Origin of the sequence: Lutibaculum baratangense AMV1, from assembly GCF_000496075.1 — a bacterium.
Lineage (GTDB): Bacteria > Pseudomonadota > Alphaproteobacteria > Rhizobiales > Tepidamorphaceae > Lutibaculum > Lutibaculum baratangense.
Window position 1 is genome coordinate 44,864 of sequence record NZ_AWXZ01000016.1, and the last position, 17,875, is coordinate 62,738.

At 68.2% G+C, this 17,875-nt stretch carries 18 protein-coding genes; 1 reads left to right on the forward strand and 17 read right to left on the reverse strand.

Annotated features, from left to right (window positions below; all coding sequences use genetic code 11):
* Positions 1 to 89: 89 nt before the first annotated feature.
* Both N177_RS05040 and N177_RS05045 read right to left on the reverse strand, forming a co-directional pair.
* Entirely contained in the window at positions 90 to 818 is a 729-nt protein-coding gene (locus tag N177_RS05040) for an outer membrane protein (protein ID WP_051402248.1), read from the reverse strand.
* Between the two features lie 55 nt (positions 819 to 873).
* Positions 874 to 1,656, reverse strand: coding sequence for an outer membrane protein (locus tag N177_RS05045; protein ID WP_023431170.1), 783 nt, complete (start codon positions 1,654 to 1,656; stop codon positions 874 to 876).
* 184 nt (positions 1,657 to 1,840) lie between these two features.
* On the opposite strand from N177_RS05045, the gene N177_RS05050 reads away from it, so the two are divergent.
* A complete protein-coding gene (locus N177_RS05050; RefSeq protein ID WP_023431171.1) occupies positions 1,841 to 2,908 on the forward strand; it encodes an aminotransferase class V-fold PLP-dependent enzyme in 1,068 nt (355 codons plus the stop codon).
* 100 nt (positions 2,909 to 3,008) lie between these two features.
* Here the strand turns inward: N177_RS05050 and glmM are convergent, their stop codons facing one another.
* The 15 genes from glmM to N177_RS05125 form a co-directional block, all read right to left on the reverse strand.
* Positions 3,009 to 4,355 (reverse strand): phosphoglucosamine mutase, encoded by a 1,347-nt coding sequence (glmM, locus tag N177_RS05055; protein ID WP_023431172.1) that lies wholly within the window; start codon positions 4,353 to 4,355, stop codon positions 3,009 to 3,011.
* Positions 4,356 to 4,638: 283 nt separating this feature from the next.
* Complete coding sequence (gene ftsH / locus N177_RS05060) at positions 4,639 to 6,567, reverse strand: ATP-dependent zinc metalloprotease FtsH (RefSeq protein ID WP_040485209.1); 1,929 nt, start codon at positions 6,565 to 6,567, stop codon at positions 4,639 to 4,641.
* A gap of 140 nt (positions 6,568 to 6,707) precedes the next feature.
* Positions 6,708 to 8,006 (reverse strand): tRNA lysidine(34) synthetase TilS, encoded by a 1,299-nt coding sequence (gene tilS / locus N177_RS05065; RefSeq protein ID WP_023431175.1) that lies wholly within the window; start codon positions 8,004 to 8,006, stop codon positions 6,708 to 6,710.
* Positions 7,996 to 8,847 carry a tol-pal system protein YbgF gene (gene ybgF / locus N177_RS05070; RefSeq protein WP_023431176.1) on the reverse strand — a complete coding sequence of 284 codons (852 nt, stop codon included), beginning with the start codon at positions 8,845 to 8,847 and terminating at the stop codon, positions 7,996 to 7,998. Before ybgF ends, tilS begins: the two co-directional genes overlap by 11 nt.
* A 131-nt stretch (positions 8,848 to 8,978) precedes the next feature.
* Positions 8,979 to 9,479, reverse strand: a complete 501-nt coding sequence (gene pal, locus N177_RS05075) for a peptidoglycan-associated lipoprotein Pal (RefSeq protein ID WP_023431177.1) — start codon at positions 9,477 to 9,479, stop codon at positions 8,979 to 8,981.
* A gap of 112 nt (positions 9,480 to 9,591) precedes the next feature.
* Positions 9,592 to 10,908: a Tol-Pal system beta propeller repeat protein TolB gene (gene tolB / locus N177_RS05080; protein WP_023431178.1), complete on the reverse strand. Its 1,317-nt coding sequence runs from the start codon at positions 10,906 to 10,908 to the stop codon at positions 9,592 to 9,594.
* Positions 10,909 to 10,940: 32 nt separating this feature from the next.
* The gene (locus tag N177_RS05085) at positions 10,941 to 12,014 is read right to left on the reverse strand and encodes a hypothetical protein (RefSeq protein WP_023431179.1); all 1,074 of its coding nucleotides are present in this window, start codon (positions 12,012 to 12,014) and stop codon (positions 10,941 to 10,943) included.
* A gap of 13 nt (positions 12,015 to 12,027) precedes the next feature.
* The gene (tolR, locus tag N177_RS05090; protein WP_040485187.1) at positions 12,028 to 12,471 is read right to left on the reverse strand and encodes a protein TolR; all 444 of its coding nucleotides are present in this window, start codon (positions 12,469 to 12,471) and stop codon (positions 12,028 to 12,030) included.
* A gap of 5 nt (positions 12,472 to 12,476) precedes the next feature.
* On the reverse strand, positions 12,477 to 13,175 hold the full coding sequence (tolQ, locus tag N177_RS05095; protein ID WP_023431181.1) for a protein TolQ: 699 nt from the start codon (positions 13,173 to 13,175) through the stop codon (positions 12,477 to 12,479).
* Between the two features lie 198 nt (positions 13,176 to 13,373).
* Positions 13,374 to 13,823 (reverse strand): tol-pal system-associated acyl-CoA thioesterase, encoded by a 450-nt coding sequence (ybgC, locus tag N177_RS05100; protein ID WP_023431182.1) that lies wholly within the window; start codon positions 13,821 to 13,823, stop codon positions 13,374 to 13,376.
* Positions 13,816 to 14,853 (reverse strand): Holliday junction branch migration DNA helicase RuvB, encoded by a 1,038-nt coding sequence (gene ruvB, locus N177_RS05105; protein WP_023431183.1) that lies wholly within the window; start codon positions 14,851 to 14,853, stop codon positions 13,816 to 13,818. The genes ybgC and ruvB overlap by 8 nt, the downstream gene beginning before the upstream one ends.
* A complete protein-coding gene (gene ruvA, locus N177_RS05110) occupies positions 14,850 to 15,467 on the reverse strand; it encodes a Holliday junction branch migration protein RuvA (RefSeq protein ID WP_023431184.1) in 618 nt (205 codons plus the stop codon). Before ruvA ends, ruvB begins: the two co-directional genes overlap by 4 nt.
* Positions 15,464 to 15,976 (reverse strand): crossover junction endodeoxyribonuclease RuvC, encoded by a 513-nt coding sequence (gene ruvC, locus N177_RS05115; RefSeq protein ID WP_023431185.1) that lies wholly within the window; start codon positions 15,974 to 15,976, stop codon positions 15,464 to 15,466. Before ruvC ends, ruvA begins: the two co-directional genes overlap by 4 nt.
* Before the next feature lie 85 nt (positions 15,977 to 16,061).
* On the reverse strand, positions 16,062 to 17,042 hold the full coding sequence (locus tag N177_RS05120) for a magnesium transporter CorA family protein (RefSeq protein WP_023431186.1): 981 nt from the start codon (positions 17,040 to 17,042) through the stop codon (positions 16,062 to 16,064).
* 96 nt (positions 17,043 to 17,138) lie between these two features.
* Positions 17,139 to 17,738 (reverse strand): superoxide dismutase, encoded by a 600-nt coding sequence (locus tag N177_RS05125; RefSeq protein ID WP_023431187.1) that lies wholly within the window; start codon positions 17,736 to 17,738, stop codon positions 17,139 to 17,141.
* Positions 17,739 to 17,875 lie beyond the last annotated feature (137 nt).

The following is a 17,875-nucleotide window of genomic DNA, read 5'->3' on the forward strand; positions in this document are numbered from 1 at the left end:
AGGGTGTGCGATGCGACCAAAGGAGAAGGGGCGGCGGACCTTTCGGCCCGCCGCCCCTTTCTCGGACGGACTGGCAGGAGCGCGGGGGCTCACTGCATCATGTAGCGCACGCCGACCCGCACCTCATGCGCCGCCAGATCCTTGATCTCGAGCTCGAAGTCCTGATCGAAGTTGACTTCCTCGATGTTGAGATAGCGATAGCCGACGTCGGCGAGCAAGTTCGGCGTCAGGGACACGCTGGCGCCTGCCATCAAGGCCCAAGTCAGGCCCCAGGCGTGGTCAGAGCCCTGCAGGGTGGCCTGGACACCGGTGGGGGTGTGCTCGATCCCCGGATCGCTCACGCCGACCCGTGAGGCGCCGACGCCAGCGCCAACGTAGGGCGTGATTCGGTTCCATGTCCCAAGGTCGACATATGCGTTGGCGAGCACCGTCCAGATGTTTGTGTCGCCCTTTAGCACGAACTCCCGTGCGAACGGGATCCGCCCTCTCAGCTCTTGTTCCGGCGCAAAGTCCACCGTCACGTCGGCTCGGAGCCACGGGTTGAACTGGTACCCGGCACCCGCCCCGACCGTCCACATGTCCTCGGAGTCGTCGTCGAGGTCGATGGCCGTCGAGCCGACCTGCAGTTTCCAGTCCTCCATATGCGCGCGATACCCGACATCGCCGCGCAGGTACCAGTTGGAGCCGAACTCCACCGGCACGGGCTCGACGACCGAGCCCTTCATCGGCGGCACCCAGAGGTCGGCCGCGCCCGCTGCGCCTGCCGTCGCGCCCATCGCCACGGCTGCGGCGAGCGCCAGTTTCATCGTCTTGATCATGGCGAGTTCCATAGGTTCACGAGCGAGCCGGCAGGCGGCATCGGGCGCGTCCGGGTCACATCAGGTAGCGGATGCCGAAGAAGACGTCGTGCGAGGTGACGTCCTTGAACTCGAGGGGGTTGTAGACCGTGTTCGTCCCGTCGAGCGCGAGGATGTCGCCGGACCGCGCGTCGCCCATGTCGACGTAGCGGTAGCCGACCTCGAAGGCGAGGTTCGGGCTGACGTCGTAGGCGACGCCCGCATGCAGCGCCCAGGCGAAGTTCCAGGTGGAATAGTCGCCGTCGGTCCGGTAGACGTTGCCCGCCTCATCGGTGTCGGTGAAATCGTTCATCGAGATCCGCGCGCCACCGATACCGGCGCCGACATAGGGCGTGATGCTGTGCCAGGTGCCGAGGTCGACATAGGCGTTCGCGAGGAACAGCCACTCGGTCTTGTTGCCGTCGAAGCGGTTGGTGCCGCTGATCGTGCCGTCGACGTCCGTGAAGGTCCAGCTGTCGCGCCCGACGAAGTCGGACTTGCCGCGATACTCGCCCGTCACGTCGAAGCGGAACCAGTCGTTCATCTTGTAGCCGACGCCGCCGCCGACGAAGTAGGATTCGTCGAAGTCCTTCTCCTCGACCGTATAGGAGGTCGCGGTCGCGTAGAGGGCGTTGTCGATCTTGTCGACCTTCTGGTTCGAGATGCCGACATAGCCGCGCAGATACCAGGCCGAGGCGAAGGTCGGCTCGATCGGCAGTGGCTCGATGATCGGCGGCTCGTAGAGATCGGCTGCGTGCGCACCCGTCGCGGCGGCGATCGCCACCACACTCACCAGAAGCGTGTTCCTGAGGTTCCTCATCGCCTTAGTCCTTCCCCGTGGCTGCGGCCCGTCCTGCTTTCCGCAGCGCAGCTTCGGGCCCCTTCGATGGAGTTGGATATTCGGCGGGATTGGTTAAGCAGCCTTTAACCGCGTTTCTTAACCAATCCTGTTAAGCAAGAGCTTTAACCTTTCCGACCAATCTAGACACGATGGATCCACTGGTGTGACTTCGCTGCAACTGACCTTTCCCGCCCCGCTGCCAGTCCAGCGCCACCTCTTCGACCTGCCGCGCGAGATCGCCTGGCTGAACTGCGCCTACATGTCGCCGCTGCCGCGCGCCTCGCGGGAGGCGGGCGAGAAAGGGATCCGGCGCAAGTCGGAGCCGTGGTCGATCGCGCCTTCCGATTTCTTCTCGGAGACGGAGGAAGCGCGCTCGCTGTTCGCCCGCCTGATCGGTGCCGAGGACGGCGACATCGCGGTCGTTCCCTCCACCTCCTACGGCATAGCCACGGCCGCGAGGAACATCGGGGTCGGCAAGGGCCAGACGATCGTCGTCCTGAAGGACCAGTTCCCGTCGAACGTCCTCACCTGGCAGCGCAAGGCGGCAGCCTGCGGTGCGCGTCTCCTCACCGTCGAGCGTAGGGAGGACGGCGACTGGGCGACCGCCATCCTCGATGCCATCGACGATACGACGGCAGTCGTGGCCCTGCCCAACTGCCATTGGTCGGACGGCTCGGTGGTGGACCTCCAGGCAGTGGCCGACGCGACCCACCGGGTGGGCGCCGCCCTCGTCCTCGACCTCGCCCAGTCGATCGGTGCGATGCCGATCGATGTGCTGAGGCTCAAGCCCGACTACGTCGTGGCCGTCTGCTACAAGTGGATGCTGGGTCCCTATGCTCTCGGGTTCCTCTACGTCGCGCCGCACAGGCAGGAGGGGGAGCCGCTCGAGGAGAACTGGATCGCCCGGACGCGGTCGGAGGATTTCGCGAGCCTCGCCGACTACAGCCCCGACTATCAGCCCGGTGCCCGCCGGTTCGACATGGGCGAGCGCTCGAGTTTCCACCTGATGCCGGTCGCATCGCGTCCCTCCGCCAGATCCTCGACTGGGAGGTGCCGCGGATCGCCGCCGCGCTCGCCGTCCGTACGCGCGAGATCGCCGAGCGCGCGGAGGCACTCGGCTTCCGCTCCCCTCCCGCGGCCGGCCGCGCGCCGCATTTCCTGGGCCTGCGGCGGCCGGGGGGCGTTCCGGCGGACCTGCTCGACAGGCTGCGGGCGGCCGGCGTCTTCGTGAGCGTTCGCGGCGATTCGGTGCGGGTGACGCCCCATCTCTACAATGATGAGGAGGACGTCGACCGCTTCTTCACCGCCTTAGAGAGCGCCACCGGCTGACATCAGGCCGTCTCGCGCTCGAGCGCCTCGATGATGTCGCCGACGACGGAGTTGACGAGGCGCGTATCCTCGCCCTCCGCCATGACGCGGATGACCGGCTCGGTCCCGGAGGGGCGGATCACGAGGCGACCGCTTTGTCCCAGCCGCTCGCGCCCCCCCTCGATCGCCCGCTGCACGAGGGAGGATTCGAGCGGCCTGCCCTCGCGAAAGCGGACGTTCCTCAGGATCTGCGGCAGAGGCTCGAAGCGGTGGCAGGCCTCGCTGACAGGCCTGCCCGAGCGGGCCACGACGGCGAGGAGCTGCAGCGCCGCGACCAGCCCGTCGCCGGTCGTCGCATAGTCCGACAGGATGATGTGCCCGGACTGTTCGCCGCCGAGATTGTAGCCCCGATCCCGCATCGTCTCGAGAACGTGCCGATCGCCGACCGCGGTCCGGACGAGGCCGAGGCCGAGGCTGTCGAGAAAGCGTTCCAGACCGAGATTCGACATGACGGTCGCCACGATGCCGGGGGCCGCGAGCCTTCCATCCTCGTGCCACGACTGGGCCACCACGGCCATGAGCTGATCGCCATCGACGATCTCGCCCTTCTCGTCGACCACGATGACCCGGTCCGCATCGCCGTCGAGGGCGATGCCGATATCCGCCCTCACCTCGCGCACCTTGTTGCAGAGCGCATCGGTCGACGTCGAGCCGCATTCCTTGTTGATGTTGAGGCCGTTCGGCTCGACCCCCAGGGGGACGACCTCCGCGCCCAGTTCCCAGAGCGCGTCCGGCGCCACCTTGTAGGCGGCGCCGTTGGCGCAATCGATCACGATGCGGAGGCCCTCGAGCTTCATCTCGCGAGGCAGGGTGCGCTTGGCGAACTCGATGTACCGGGCATGCACGCCCTCGATGCGCTTGGCCCGACCGAGCGCCGGGGATTCGGCGAGGAACTCCGTCAGGTCCGCCTCGATGAGCTGCTCGATCTGGGCCTCGGTCTCGTTCGACAGCTTGTAGCCGTCCGCGTCGAAGAGCTTGATGCCGTTGTCCTCGAAGGGATTGTGCGACGCGGAGATCATCACGCCGAGATCGGCGCGCAGCGACCGGGTCAGCATGGCGACCGCCGGCGTCGGCATCGGCCCGAGCTGGAACACGTCCATGCCGACCGAGGTGAAGCCCGCAACCATGGCGGATTCGAGCATGTAGCCGGACAGGCGCGTGTCCTTGCCGATGACGACCCGGTGGCGATGGCTGCCGCGACGCAACGCTATACCGGCCGCCATGCCGGCCTTCATCGCGATCTCGGGCGTCATCGGGTGCCGGTTCGCCTGCCCCCGTATGCCGTCCGTCCCGAAGTAACCCTTCGCCATCGCCCGATGTCTCCTTTTGGTGCGGCTACGGTGTAGTGCGGATCAGCCGCGGGATACTAGATCCGGTTTCTTCAACAAAGATGTGCGCATCTTACGAAAGCGGGACTTCGGGTGCCAACGAAGCCTTCCGGGCAAGTGCTGCGGCGGCGGGTAGCCGTCGTCCGGCGCCGTGCCTTGCACTCCTCCCGCAATTCTCCGAGCGCACGCCGCCTTCAAGGAAAAGGGCCGCCTGCGGGAGGCGGCCCTTTCTGTTTCTGCACAGGCCCGTGTCACATCGGGCGCATCACGGCGTCTGCGGCTCGAGGCCCGGATCGGTTCCGTCGCTCGGACGGTCCTTCGGCCGGCCGGTCGTGGGCACCGCCGAGGCCCGCGGCTTCGACGGCTCGTGGACGCTCGTGTCGCGAACGGGCGGCTTGCCATTCAGGAGGTCGCGGATCTCGTCGCCCGAGAGCGTCTCGTACTCGAGCAGGCCGTTGGCGATGATGTGCAGCTCGTCGAGGTTATCCGTGAGGATCTGCCGCGCCGTGTTGTAGCCCTGGTTGACGAAGGACTTGATCTCCTCGTCGACGAGCTTCTGCGTCTCGTCGGAGACGTGCTGCTGACGCGCCACGGAGTGGCCGAGGAACACTTCCTCCTCGTTCTCGCCGTACATCAGCGGCCCGAGCTTGTCGGACATGCCGAACTGGGTCGCCATGGCCTTGGAGAGCTTCGTCGCCATGCGGATGTCCGCGGAGGCGCCCGAGGTCACCTTGTCGTGCCCGAAGATCAGTTCCTCGGCGACGCGCCCGCCCATCGCCACCGCGAGGTCGGCGTGGCACTTCGCCCGCGTCAGGGACACCTGATCGCGCTCGGGCAGCCGCATGACCATGCCGAGCGCGCGACCGCGCGGGATGATCGTCGCCTTGTGAATCGGGTCGGACGCCGGCTGGTGCAGGGCGACGAGGGCATGGCCCGCCTCGTGGTAGGCGGTCAGCTTCTTCTCTTCCTCGGTGAGCGCGAGCGTGCGACGCTCGGCACCCATCATCACCTTGTCCTTCGCGTCCTCGAACTCCGCCATCGTGACGAGCCGCTTGCCGCGCCGCGCGGCGAGCAGGGCTGCCTCGTTGACGAGGTTCGCGAGGTCGGCGCCGGAGAAGCCGGGCGTACCCCGCGCCACCGTGCGCAGCTCGACGTCGGGCGCCACGGGCACCTTGCGCGCGTGCACCTTGAGGATCTTCTCGCGGCCCGTGACGTCGGGGTTCGGCACGACGATCTGCCGGTCGAAGCGCCCGGGCCTGAGAAGCGCGGGGTCTAGCACGTCCGGGCGGTTCGTCGCGGCGATGATGATGACGCCCTCGTTCGCCTCGAAGCCGTCCATCTCGACGAGGAGCTGGTTCAGCGTTTGCTCGCGCTCGTCATTGCCGCCGCCGAGGCCGGCACCACGATGGCGGCCGACCGCGTCGATCTCGTCGATGAAGATGATGCACGGGGCGTTCTTCTTCGCCTGCTCGAACATGTCGCGGACGCGGCTCGCGCCGACGCCGACGAACATCTCGACGAAATCGGAGCCCGAGATCGTGAAGAAGGGCACGTTCGCTTCGCCGGCCACGGCGCGCGCGATCAAGGTCTTGCCGGTCCCGGGAGGGCCGACGAGGAGCACGCCGCGGGGAATGCGGCCGCCGAGCCGCTGGAACTTCTGGGGGTCGCGCAGGAACTCGACGATCTCCTCGAGATCCTCCTTCGCCTCGTCGACGCCGGCGACGTCGTCGAACACCACGCGGCCGTGCTGCTCGGTCAAGAGCTTCGCCTTGGACTTGCCGAAGCCCATGGCCTTGCCGCCGGCACCCTGCATCTGGCGCATGAAGAAGATCCAGACGGCGATCAGCAGGAGCATCGGGAACCAGGAGACGAGCACCCCGAGCAGCGAGGGCACATCCTCGGCCTCGGGCTTCGCGGTGATCGCGACGCCCGCATTCTCGAGCCGCGAGACGAAGTTCGGGTCGTCCGGGATGTAGCTCTGGAACACCCTGTTGTCGTTCGTCGTGCCCGTCACCTGCGAACCGCTGATGGTGACGGACCTGATCTGGCCGTTCTCCACCTGATTGAGGAGCTGCGTGTAGCTCATCTCGTTCGGAGCGCCACGCTGACCGGGACTCTGGAAGAGATTGAACAGGGCGATCAGCAGCAGGCCGATGATGACCCACAGCGCGAAGTTTCTGAAATTGGCGTTCATGCGCGTCCTTCTCGTCCCGGTGCCGGTGGGCGCGAGCCTGCCGCCGGCGCCGAGCTCCGTGATCCCCATTGGGACCTAAGATAGGTGGAGGCTTTCACCTTGCCAAGAAGAGCTAGGGTTCGCCGTAAATGCGAACCTGCTCACCACACGGAAACCCGCCTCCGCAGATCCAGTTCGACGAAGCGCAGCTCTACCAGCTCGCCGTACGGTTCGACACCGTTCCAGCGAGGAATGGGTGCGGCAACGGGTCGCCCGCCGAGGCATGCGGCCGGCAGCGCCGCCAGCACGCCCGGCGGCAAGTTCTCTCCCGACGCGTCCGGCGGCAACTGCCGCCCCAGCGGTGCGATCTCGAGATCCTCACCCGACCCGTTGGCGATGCGGAAGCGGTTGTCCCACATCGCGACCGTGTTTGCCGGCACGGCCATCCTCGGCAGGCCCTCCCTGCCCCACTCGCGATGGACCAGGAGCCCGTCCGTCGATGGTCTGAGCGCGCAGCCTGCGAGGGTGGCGCCCGAGAAGGAGGCGCTGCCGAGCTCGGCCCACAGCCGTTCGAGCCGATCGAGCCGTGGCGGAAGCGTCCCGCCACCGACAGCCATCAGGACGCGCGCGAGGACGCGCAGCCCGATCTCCTCCTCGGCCCGCACCAGCTCCCGCAGATCGACCGTCGCGAAGCCGGCATTGTCTATCGCGCACACGTCCCGTTCGAGATGCCGTGCCGAGGCTTCGAGCGCCGCTCGCGCGCGCGACAGACGGCGGGCCGTCGCGGCGAGACGCCGGGCATCGAGCCCCTCCTTCGCGAGCGCAGGCATGAGGCGGCGCAGGCGGGCCCGCGCGAAGGCGTCGGAGCCGTTGCTCGGGTCCTCGATCCAGGTCCGCCCGTGTTCCCGCAGCGTCGCGACCAGACGGTCCTTCGGAACGTCGAGCAGCGGGCGCATGTGCACGATCTCGCCGCGCATGACCGAACCGGACATGGCCGACAGGCCGTCGACGCCGGACCCTCGCGCGAGCCGCAGCAGCAGTGTCTCCGCCTGGTCGTCCAGATGGTGAGCCGTCACGAGATGGCTCAGCCCGTGGCGTGCGCAGGCCTCGCAGAGAAGCCGGTAGCGCGCGGTCCGCGCGGCGGCCTGCAGGTTCGAGAAGGGTTTGGGTCCCGTCCAGCGCAGCGTCTCGTGCGCCAGGGCAAGCTCCGCGGCCCATGCCGCGACCCGCTTCGCCTCGGCCGCGCTCCCCTCGCGCAACCCGTGATCGACCGTCAGGACCCGCATCGGCAGGTGCGACGCGGCCCGCCGACGCCAGTCGGCCAGGAGGTGCATCAGCGCGACGCTGTCGGCGCCCCCCGAGACGGCGACCGCGATGCCGGTGGCCGGCAGGAGCGGCGCGAAGAGCTCGTCGGCCTCCCCGGCCGTCAGGCCCGAAGCGATGCCTGCCTCAGCAGCCACTTCTTTCCATCTCGCTCCGCGTCCGCTCGAGGACGGCCTGCGGGGCATTCGGGAAGGTACGGGAGATCTCCGAGAAGGTGGCGCAGGCCGCGTCCGCCTGGCCGAGCTCCTTCAGCGACATGCCGAGCTTGTAGAGGCTGTCGGGGGCCTTCGCGCTCCTGGGATACTCGGTATATCCCGCGAGGAAGGCGTCGGCGGCCTCCCGGTAGCGCCCGGTCGCGAACAGGGCCTCGCCGAGCCAGTACTGGGCGTTGCCCGCCAGCTCGTCGTCGGGATGCCGCTGGAGGAAGGCACCGAATGCCTGCTGAGCCGGCGCGAATTCGCCCCTCAGGATGTAGCCGTAGGCGGTGTCGTAATCGTCCTGAGGCGTGCCGCCGGGCGGGAGGAAGGCCTGCTGCCCGCCCGCGTCGGCGCCGCCATATCGGCCGCCGCCCTCCTGGATGGAGACGCTGCCGTCAGCGCCCTGCTGGACCGGCGAGGGTCCCTCGAAAGCACCGGAGAGATCGAGGTTCGGACCGGTCGCCGGGACCTGCCCGAGAATGGCGGGCGGCGCGCCGGGGCCGGCGATGTTGTTCCCGCCGACACCGTACTCCCCGCTCATGTCCATCGGCGGGGCGCCGCGGTCGGACCCGGAATTGTAGGTGGCGGAGCTGCCGCCACCGGCCGAAAGCTGCTGCTCGAGCTGACGGACCCTGTGATTCAGGGTCTCGACCTGCCCGTTCAGCTGACGGATCTGTTCCTCCAGCGTCGACAGCCGGTAGGAGAGATCGGCAGCGCTCTGGGCCGACGCGGGAAGCGCGGCACCGCACAGGAATGCCGCCGCCAGCGTCGAGCGAAGCATGGCCTTCGCAGGGATTGGCATGGTTCTAAACCGCGTTGGTGTCCGGTTGCCTTGGATATGCCCGGTCACATGGCGGTCGAGTTCGACCAAAGTGAGGCCGGGCGGCGCCATCGGCGCCGCCCGTTTCCTTATCAGTTCAGCACCGTCACCGCACGCCGGTTCTGCGACCAGCAGGAGATGTTGTCGCAGACCGCGACCGGACGCTCCTTGCCGTAGGAGACGGTGCGGATGCGGGAGGCGTCCACGCCCTGCGAGGCGAGGTAGTCGCGCACGACCTGGGCGCGGCGGGCGCCCAGCGCCAGGTTGTACTCGCGCGTCCCGCGCTCGTCCGCGTGGCCCTCGACGAGGATCGAGTATCGCGAGTAGCTGCGCAGCCACTGGCCCTGGCGGTTCAGCGTCTCGCGCGCCTGCGGCGTGAGCGAGGTCGAGTCGGTTTCGAAGAACACGCGGTCACCGACATTGACGGTGAAGTCCTGCGCGCTGCCCGGTGCGGCGCTGCCGGGACCGCCGGGGCCGCCGAGGCCGGCCTGACCGTCGACGCCCTGCTGCTTCTGCGCGCAGGCCGCCGCCAGCGATGCCATCGCCACGATAGCGACGATGCGCAGCGCGCGGGGAAGCATTGAACGAGACATCCCGGTAAACTCCTTGGGAAACGACCGGATCTTACTGATCCCGTGAATAGGTTATTTTCCTTAACCGCGGGTTCGCGAACAGGGTTAACGGTTCGCTTCGCGACGCTCCAGCTCACTCGAGCGGGGGCGACCAGGCCGGGTCGGCGGCGAAGTTCGGCGTCGGCACGCGCTGCTCGTTGAAGCCCGTGATGTCGACGGTCCACAGGGTGGGGCCGCCGCCGCTGCCCGACGTCTCCCGGGTGAACAGCAGAAGGCGGCCATTGGGGGCCCAGGTGGGGCTCTCCATGACGCTGCCGCTCGTGGACACGATGCGCTCGCCCGAGCCGTCGGGCCGCATGACGCCGATCATGAACTGGCCGCCAGCGAGCTTCGTGAAGGCGATCAGGTCGCCGCGCGGCGACCAGGCCGGCTGACCGTACCGCCCGTCGCCGAAGCTGATGCGCTGCGGCTGGCCGCCGCCGGCGCTCATGACGTAGAGCTGCTGGGTGCCGCCCCGGTCGGATTCGAAGACCACCTGGCCGCCGTCCGGCGAGTAGGACGGGCTCGTGTCGATCGAGGCGCCGTCGGTCACGCGCCGGGTCGCCCGGCTGCGCAGGTCCATCTCCACGATGTTCGCGTTGCCGCCCTGCTGGAGGCTCAGGATCACGCGCTGGCCGTCCGGCGAGAAACGCGGCGCGAAGCTCATGCCGGGAAAGTTGCCGAGCACCTCCCGCTGACCCGTCTCGATGTTCAGGAGATAGACCCGCGGCGTTTCCCCGATCGGCTGCGAAACGTAGGTGATCTCCTGCCGCGTCGGCGAGTAGCGCGGGCTGCGCACGATCTCGTTCTGCGAGCCCGTGAGGTAGCGGACATTGGCGCCGTCCTGATCCATGATCGCGAGGCGGCGCAGCCGGTTGTCCTTCGGCCCGGACTCCTCGACGAAGGCGATCCGGGTGTCGAAGTAGCCCTGTTCGCCGGTGAGGCGCTCGTAGACCGCGTCGGCGATGATGTGACCGATGCGGCGGAGATTGTCGCCCGCCGCGAAGTACTGCTGTCCGACGAGCTGCTGGCCGGAGGCGACGTCCCACAGGCGGAACTCCGCCTTCAGCCGCCCATCGGGCTGCGGCGTGACGCGACCGGTGACGAGCGCCTGGGCGTTGATCGCCCGCCAGCTGCCGAAGTTCGGCACGGCGTCGACGCCGAGACCGGCTTCGATGAAGGCTGATTGATCGATGGGCCGAAAGAGCCCCGAGCGCCGCAAGTCGTTGGTCAGGACCTCCGAGACCTGCTGTCCGAGCTGCGGGTTGCCAGACGCGTCGCCGAAGCGGGTGATCGCGATCGGCATCGGCTCGACGCGCCCCTGCGTGATGTCGAGCTCGAGCACGGCCTCCGCCCTCGGGGCGACGAAGAGGCTGGCGAGCAGGAGCGCGGCGGTGAGAAAGGACTTCATGGCATCGCCTGGTTGAAGGGATCGGGACGGCGTCAGCCGCCCAGCATGTCCCGTGGATCGAAGTTGACGTTGACCTCCCGCCAGAGATCGTACTTCTCGGCCGGCAGGTGGTACGGCTGGCAGGAGATCACCGCTCGTCTGGCGGCCTCCGCCGCGATCATGAAGATCTGCTGCCCGTTCGGGTTCAGGAGCTGCGGGTCGCGGGTCAGCGTCCCGTCCGGGTTGAAGGCCAGGTTCAGGCGGACGTTCATCTGCCCGGCGTCGAGCACGCCGATCGGCGGGCTCCAGCACTGCGAGATCTGCCGGCGCAGCGCGTCGATCTCGGACATCGTCAGCGTCATGTCGGTGCCGCTCGGCATGCCCTGCCCGGGATCCTGCGTGCCGGAGCCGCTGACGCCGCCCCCCGACTGCGGCACCTTGTTGAGGAGCGCCGCGATCCTGTCCGCGTCGAAGCCGCCCGTCTCTCTCGGGGGCTCCTGCGGGGCGGGCTTGGGATCGGGCTTCTGCACGGTCTCCCGCGGCGCCGGGGCGGGCGGCGTCGGCTTCTGCTCCACGGGCTTCGGCGGCTCGGGCTTCGGCTCGACGGGCTTGGGCGCCTCGGTGATCTTCGGGCGCGCCGGCGGAAGCGGCACGTTCGTCGGCTGCGGCGCCGGCTCGGCCTCCGCCGCCGGAGCGGGCCCGGGCTCGGCCTCCGCGGCCGGCGCGGGCTCGGGTGCCTTCGGAGCCGGCGCAGGCTCGATCTGGCGCACGGGCTCCGGCTTCGGCTCCGGAGCCGGAGGCAGGGCCGCGACCTCGCGCGGCTTCGGCTCGGGCTTCGGCACGTCGGCGATCTCGGGGGCCGTGCTCTGCGCCTTCGGCGCCTGGGGCTTCTCGGTCTGCCGATCGGCCTCCGTGACCTCCGGCCGTTCCATCGGCGGAGCGGGCACCGGCTTCGGCTCGGCCTTCTCCTCGCCGGCGGTGATCTGCGTGAACTCGTCGATCGACACGAGATCGACCGGCAGGGGCTTCTCCGCCGAGGTGAAGGCGCTCGTGGAGGGAAGCGAGACGAGACCCCAGCCTATGATCAGCGCATGGCCAAGAGCCGAGGCAGTGACGGCACTGCGCATGGTGATGGCACCCCTACTGCTCGATATCCGTCACGAGGCCGATGCGCGAGAAGCCGGCGCGGTTCAGCCGCCCCATCACCCGCATCACCTCTCCGTAGCCGACACCCCGGTCGGCACGCACGAAGATGCGCTCCTGCATGCCCTCCGCGGCGACGGCGGCGAGCCTGTCGGCGAGCTCCTCGAGAGGGATCTCCGTGTCCTGCAGGAAGACCTGGCCTTCGGCATTCACGCTCACGGTCAGCGGCTCCTTGTCGGAATCGAGGGGATTGGCCTGGGTCCGCGGCAACTCGATCGGGACACCGACGGTCAAGAGGGGCGCGGACACCATGAAGATGATCAGCAGGACGAGCATGACGTCGACGAACGGCGTCACGTTGATCTCGCTCATCGGGCGATGACGCCTGCGACCACGGCGCCGACCGCCGCCACTGCCCGAGCTGACGACTCCCGCTCCCATTGCGCCTAACTCCGCTCATCCAATTGACGCGAAAGTATGGCTGTGAACTCGTCGGCGAAGCCCTCCAGTCGCTCCACGATCCGCGCCACGTCGTTGGACAGCTTGTTGTAGGCGATCACCGCGGGGATGGCGGCCAGAAGGCCGAGCGCCGTCGCGAACAGGGCCTCGGCGATACCGGGCGCGACCACCGCCAGGTTCGTGCTCTCGGAAGCGGCGATCGCGGTGAAGCTCGTCATGATGCCCCACACCGTGCCGAACAGGCCGATGAAGGGTGCGGCCGATCCGACTGTCGCGAGGAACAGGAGCCGGTCCTCGAGCCGGGACTGCTCGCGCCCGATCGTCACGTCCATCACCTTCTCGATGCGAGACTGCACGCCCGCCCGCGAGAGGGCGCCCGCCTCGTGGCTGCGCTTCCACTCGCGCATCGCGGCGACGAAGAGCGCGGCCATGCCCGTCGTCGAGCGGCCGGAGAGGTTGTGGTAAAGCTCCTCAAGCGACTGTCCCGACCAGAAATTGCCTTCGAACCGGTCGAGCGAAGCCCGCGCCCGCCTGTAGACGAACACCTTCTCCAGAATGATCGCCCAGCACCAGACCGATGCGGCGAGGAGGCCGATCATCACGAGCTTGACGACGATGTGGGCGTGCCAGAACAGTCCGAGCATCGAGATCTCGGCGGCGGGGGCGGCGAGCGTTGTGGCGTCCATGCGCGAGGCTCGAAGGAGCTCCCTTGGTGTCGAGGCCGGTCGATGGGGCGCGCTCTCGCGGCGCCCGCTTCGCAACGGCTTGTTAGGATGAGATCACGCGCAAAACTGCGCGGGATTGTGTCGAATTAAGGGCTTTTCATCCAGGCGACGTCGGCCACGATGAAAAGCCGATCGTGGTTAAAGCCGCGTTACTGGCTGTCAGCCTTCGGCAGCGGCACCCAGCACCTGCCGCAGCGCGAGGGGGATGCGCCTGGCCCGCCCGGTCGCCGTGACGAGCGCGACCTGCACCTCGGCGCTCACGAGAAGCTGATCGCCGCGACGGACCTCCTGGGCGAGCAGCATCGAGGCACCGCGCATCTCGCGCACGCCCGTCACCACCTCCAGCACGTCGTCGATCCGGGCCGGGCGCTCGAACTCGATCGACATGCGCCGGACCGCGAAGGCGATGCTCTCCTCGCCCGCGAAGAGCTCGGCATGGTCGGCGCCGGCAAGGCGCATGAAGTCGGATCGCCCCCGTTCCATGAAGCGCACATAGCTCGCGTGATAGACGACGCCGGAGAAGTCCGTGTCCTCGAAGTACACGCGCACCGGAAGGACATGGCGTCCGTCGACCAGGCGACCCGCCAGATCGGGCCAGCGCTCACTCATCGGGATCGGCCCAGAGACCCATCTGCGGGGCCGCCTCGTTCGGCACGGGCAGGCCCATGTGGCGGTAGGCGTGCGGCGTCAGCAGCCGGCCGCGCGGCGTGCGCTGAACGAAGCCCTTCTGGATGAGATAGGGCTCGATGATCTCCTCGATCGCGTCGCGCGGCTCCGACAGGGCGGCGGCGATCGTCTCGACGCCGACGGGGCCGCCGGAGAACTTCTCGGCGATGCAGGACAGGTAGCGCCGGTCGAGCCCGTCGAGGCCGACGCTGTCCACGTCGAGTGCCAGTAGCGCACGGTCCGCGGTCGTGCGGTCGATTCCGTCCGCCCCGGCGACGGCCGCGAAATCGCGCACGCGCCGGAGAAGCCGCCCGGCGATCCGCGGGGTCCCGCGCGAGCGCCGCGCGATCTCGGCCGCGCCGTCGTCGCTGATCGCCATGCCGAGGAGGCGCGCGCCGCGCCGGACGATCAGCTCGAGCTCGTCCTGGGTGTAGAAGTCGAGGCGGACGGGGATGCCGAAGCGGTCGCGCAACGGCGTCGTGAGGAGCCCGGACCTGGTCGTCGCGCCGACGAGCGTGAACTTCGCCAGGTCGATCCGCACGGAACGTGCGGCCGGGCCCTCGCCGATGATGAGGTCGAGCTGGAAGTCCTCCATCGCGGGATAGAGCACCTCCTCGACCGCCGGGTTCAGCCGGTGGATCTCGTCGATGAACAGGACGTCGCGCTCCTCCAGATTGGTGAGGAGCGCGGCGAGATCGCCGGCCTTGGCGATCACCGGACCCGACGTCGCCTTGAAGTTCACGCCGAGCTCGCGCGCCATGATCTGCGCGAGCGTCGTCTTGCCGAGCCCGGGAGGGCCCGCGAACAGCACGTGGTCGAGCGCCTCGCCGCGGGCCCGCGCCGCTTCGATGAAGATCTTGAGGTTCTCGCGCGGCTTCTTCTGCCCGACGAACTCGTCGAGCGTCTGCGGCCTCAGGCTGACCGTCAGCTCGTCCTCGGGTCGCGGCTCGGCGTCGATCATCCGGTCGCTCATCGCGCGAGCTCCTTGAGCGCGAGGCGGATCAGGCGCTCCGTCGTGGCGTCGTCGCCGGCCTCAGCGATCGCCGTCGCGACGGCGGTTCCCGCCTGGCTCTGACCGTAGCCGAGGTTGACGAGGGCGGACACCGCGTCGCTGCCCGCGCTCGGCTTCCCGCCACCGCCGAGCTCGCCCGAGAGCCTCGCGAGGGCGGGGTCGGCGACAGCAAGACCGGCCGCCTTGTCCTTCAGCTCCGCGACGATGCGGGCGGCGACCTTGGCGCCGACCCCGGGCGCGCGCGACACCATCGCCTTGTCCTGCAGCGAGATCGCGCTCTGCAGCTCGGCCACCGACAGGGTGCTGAGCACGGCCAGCGCGACACGGCTGCCCACCCCCTGCACCGTCTGCAGGAGGCGGAACCACTCCCGCTCGGCGTCGCTCGCGAACCCGTAGAGCCTTATGTGGTCTTCCCGGATGAAGGTGTCGACGAAGAGCGTCGCCGCCTCCCCGATCCTCGGCAGCGCCTGCAGCGTGCGCGACGAGCAGACGACGTGATAACCGACCCCTCCCACGTCGATCACCGCCCAGTCGAGCCCCGTGGAATCGACGATGCCCTTGAGCTTTGAGATCATAGGCCAGCCACCGCCTTCAGCCGCCTCGCCGTGCGGTGATGGGCATGCGTCACGGCGATTGCGAGGGCGTCGGCGGCGTCGTCCGTGTCGAAGGTCGCGCGCGGCATCAGGATCTTCACCATCATGCGGATCTGCGCTTTCTCGGCGTGGCCGGTGCCGACGACCGTCTTCTTCACGAGGTTCGGCGCGTACTCGGCGACCGGCAGCCGCAGGGTCGCGGGCACGAGCAGCGCCACGCCGCGCGCCTGCCCGAGCTTCAGCGTGGCGCGCGCGTCCTTGTTCACGAACACGTCCTCGATCGCCGCCTCCTGCGGCTCGTGCCGGTCGAAGATGCCCCGCAATCCGCGGTGCAGGTCGTGCAGGCGGTCGCACAGCTCGTCGTCGGCCTCGGAGGTCACCGTGCCGGCCGCGACGAAGCTCAGCCGGCTGCCCCGCGCCTCGATCACGCCCCAGCCGGTGCGCCTGAGGCCCGGGTCGATGCCGATGATTCGAATCGAATGTTCGTTCATCGTTCTCGTGTAGCGGGAACTGGCCGGACGTGGCTAGTGCAGCCGCAACAGGGTTAGCGAAGCCTTAACGCCGCGCCGGCCGCGGTCAGAGCCAACCCTTCTTCTTGAAGAAGAGAAACGGCGCGATGCCGAGAACGGCCATTGTCAGAAGCACGAGCGGATAGGCCCACGGCTCGTCGAGTTCCGGCATGAAGTGGAAGTTCATGCCGTAGATCGACGCGATCAGCGTCGGCGGCATGAGCGCGACGGCGACGACGGAGAAGATCTTGATGATGTTGTTCTGCTCGATGTTGATGAGCCCGACGGTCGCGTCGAGCAGGAACTCCATCTTCGCGTTCAGGTAGGTCGCGTGGTCGGCGAGCTGGGTGGCGTCGCGCTGTGCGGTCTTCAGGTACTGCTTCACCTCCTTCGGCCTTTCTCCGCCACCGGCCCCGGCCTGCAGGTAGGTCACGAGCCGCGAGAAGGTGACGAGGCTGTCGCGGGCCTTCGAGGTCAGGTCCGCGGCCCTGCCGATGCGGCCGAGGGAATCCCGGAAGTCCTCGGTCTTCATCGGCTTCTTCGACCGCGTCTCGAACACCCTCTGGCTCACCGCCTCGGCTTCCGTGCCGGCCCGTTCGAGGATGTCGGCGACCCGGTCGAGGAAGGCGTCGATCAGCGCCGCCAGCACGAAGTCGGCGTAACGGCAGGCGGGCCCGACCTTCGGCGCCCGCTGCAGGAAGACCGCGATCGGCTGCGGCGTCTCGTAGCGCACCGTCACGAGATGGTTCCGGACGAGAATGAAGCTGATGTCGCAGGTGCGCGGCCTGTTGGTGTCGGAATCGATGAGGGCGAGCGCCGTCATGAAGACCGCGCCGTCCTCCTCGTAGAGGCGGCTCGAGATCTCGATCTCGCGCATCTCCTCCCGCGACGGGATCTCGAGACCGAACCACGTCTCGACCAGCCTCTCCTCCTCGAGGGTCGGCGCCAGCAGGTCGATCCATACCCCCGCCGGCGGCAGATCCGTCGCCCCCTCATCCAAGGACGATTTGCGCAGGCCCCGCTCCGTCTTCTCGTAGATCGTCAGCACAGCGATACCCCCCCTCGCACCTCATGGTCCTGCAGCAAAACGAAAGGCGGGACCGCGCGGGTCCCGCCTTGGGTGTCATGCATTGGCCGTGCCGGATCAGACGGCCTTGGAGTAGAGCTCCTCGACATACTCCCAGTTGATCAGGTGATCGACCCAGGCGTTGAGGTAGTCCGGACGGCGGTTGCGGTAGTCGATGTAGTAGGAGTGCTCCCACACGTCGCAGCCGAGGATCGGCGTGGCGCCGTGCACGAGCGGGTTCTCGCCGTTCGGCGTCTTCATGATCTCGAGCTTGCCGTTCTTCACGGCGACCCAGGCCCAGCCCGAGCCGAACTGGCCGACGCCCGCGTTCACGAAGTCCTCGCGGAACTTGTCGTAGCCGCCGAGATCGCTGTCGACAGCCTTCTGCAGGCGCTCGGGCAGCTTCTTGCCGCCGCCGTTCGGCTTCATCCAGTTCCAGAAGTGGAGATGGTTGAAGTGCTGGCCGGCATTGTTGAACAGGCCCTGGTTCGAGCCGTAGGAGCCCTTCACGATCTCCTCGAGGCTCTTGCCCTCGAGGCCGGACCCCTGAAGCAGCTCATTGCCCTTCGTCACGTAGGCGTTGTGGTGCTTGTCGTGGTGGAACTCCAGCGTCTCCGCCGACATGTACGGCTCGAGAGCGTCGTACGCGTAGGGAAGATCAGGCAATTCGAAGGCCATCGGGTCATCCTCTTCCTGAGCACTTGTTGGGCCTCTGTCGGGCGACCGTCGGATGGTGCATCGTCTTCCGCCGGCACATGAGCCCTTGCGGCGCCCATAGATAGGCCGCAAGCCTTGGCTCGGCAACACGGGGGCCC

Coding starts and splice junctions, on each gene's coding strand:
- N177_RS05040 (WP_051402248.1), bottom strand. CDS start 818: ATGATCAAGACGATGAAACTGGCGCTCGCCGCAGCCGTGGCGATGGGC.
- ruvB (WP_023431183.1), bottom strand. CDS start 14,853: ATGAGCGACCGGATGATCGACGCCGAGCCGCGACCCGAGGACGAGCTG.
- ybgF (WP_023431176.1), bottom strand. CDS start 8,847: ATGCTTCGCTCGACGCTGGCGGCGGCATTCCTGTGCGGTGCCGCGCTT.
- ftsH (WP_040485209.1), bottom strand. CDS start 6,567: ATGAACGCCAATTTCAGAAACTTCGCGCTGTGGGTCATCATCGGCCTG.
- ybgC (WP_023431182.1), bottom strand. CDS start 13,823: ATGAGTGAGCGCTGGCCCGATCTGGCGGGTCGCCTGGTCGACGGACGC.
- ruvA (WP_023431184.1), bottom strand. CDS start 15,467: ATGATCTCAAAGCTCAAGGGCATCGTCGATTCCACGGGGCTCGACTGG.
- ruvC (WP_023431185.1), bottom strand. CDS start 15,976: ATGAACGAACATTCGATTCGAATCATCGGCATCGACCCGGGCCTCAGG.
- pal (WP_023431177.1), bottom strand. CDS start 9,479: ATGTCTCGTTCAATGCTTCCCCGCGCGCTGCGCATCGTCGCTATCGTG.
- tolR (WP_040485187.1), bottom strand. CDS start 12,471: ATGGGAGCGGGAGTCGTCAGCTCGGGCAGTGGCGGCGGTCGGCGCCGT.
- N177_RS05085 (WP_023431179.1), bottom strand. CDS start 12,014: ATGCGCAGTGCCGTCACTGCCTCGGCTCTTGGCCATGCGCTGATCATA.
- tolB (WP_023431178.1), bottom strand. CDS start 10,908: ATGAAGTCCTTTCTCACCGCCGCGCTCCTGCTCGCCAGCCTCTTCGTC.
- tolQ (WP_023431181.1), bottom strand. CDS start 13,175: ATGGACGCCACAACGCTCGCCGCCCCCGCCGCCGAGATCTCGATGCTC.
- N177_RS05125 (WP_023431187.1), bottom strand. CDS start 17,738: ATGGCCTTCGAATTGCCTGATCTTCCCTACGCGTACGACGCTCTCGAG.
- glmM (WP_023431172.1), bottom strand. CDS start 4,355: ATGGCGAAGGGTTACTTCGGGACGGACGGCATACGGGGGCAGGCGAAC.
- N177_RS05045 (WP_023431170.1), bottom strand. CDS start 1,656: ATGAGGAACCTCAGGAACACGCTTCTGGTGAGTGTGGTGGCGATCGCC.